This window comes from Streptomyces sp. SID12501 (assembly GCF_010550245.1).
Taxonomy (GTDB): domain Bacteria; phylum Actinomycetota; class Actinomycetes; order Streptomycetales; family Streptomycetaceae; genus Streptomyces.
The window spans coordinates 1-562 of the sequence record NZ_JAAGLU010000333.1 but is presented as its reverse complement, the minus strand read 5'-3'; the positions used below and the strand labels follow the sequence as shown (position 1 = coordinate 562).

The 562-nt window shown below is 64.4% G+C and carries 1 pseudogene; it reads right to left on the bottom strand.

Going from position 1 to position 562, the window contains the following annotated elements:
• Nucleotides 1-432: pseudogene (locus G3I71_RS46075) on the bottom strand (carbohydrate ABC transporter permease); the annotation flags it as partial.
• Nucleotides 433-562: the final 130 nt, after the last annotated feature.

Sequence of the window (562 nt, the reverse complement as noted above, 5' to 3'; positions counted from 1 at the left end):
GATCAGGCCGCCGTTGAAGAACATGGTGAACACGGCGATGCCGATGAACACCTTGCGCCCCTTGAGGCGGTACTTGGAGATCGCGTACGCGTACGTGGTGGTGAGGACCATCGCGACGAGCGTCGCGACGACCGTGTAGTAGACCGTGTTCTGGTAGTTGCGCCAGAACATCGAGTCGCTCATGACGAGGTCGAACGTCGTGAGGTTGAAGCCGCGCGGCCAGATCGTGACCTGGCCCGAGTTGATGTACGACTCGGAGCTGAACGCCTGCGCGGCCAGGTTCGCGAACGGGTAGAGCGTGATCGCCGCGATGAGGACGAGGAGCGTCGCGTTGACGACGCGGAACGCGGTGTAGGCCCGCGTCTCCTTGACCGCCCGGACGGTCGGCTTCGACAGCTTCTTGTCGAGGCGCGTGACGTTGTCGACGGTCACCACAGGAAGGCTCCCACCACTCGGCGCGAGATCGCGTTGGCCGACAGGACGAGGGTGAGGCCGATGAGCGCCTCGAACAGGCCGATGGCCGTGGCGTAGGAGAACTGGCTGGACCGATGCCGACGCGGTA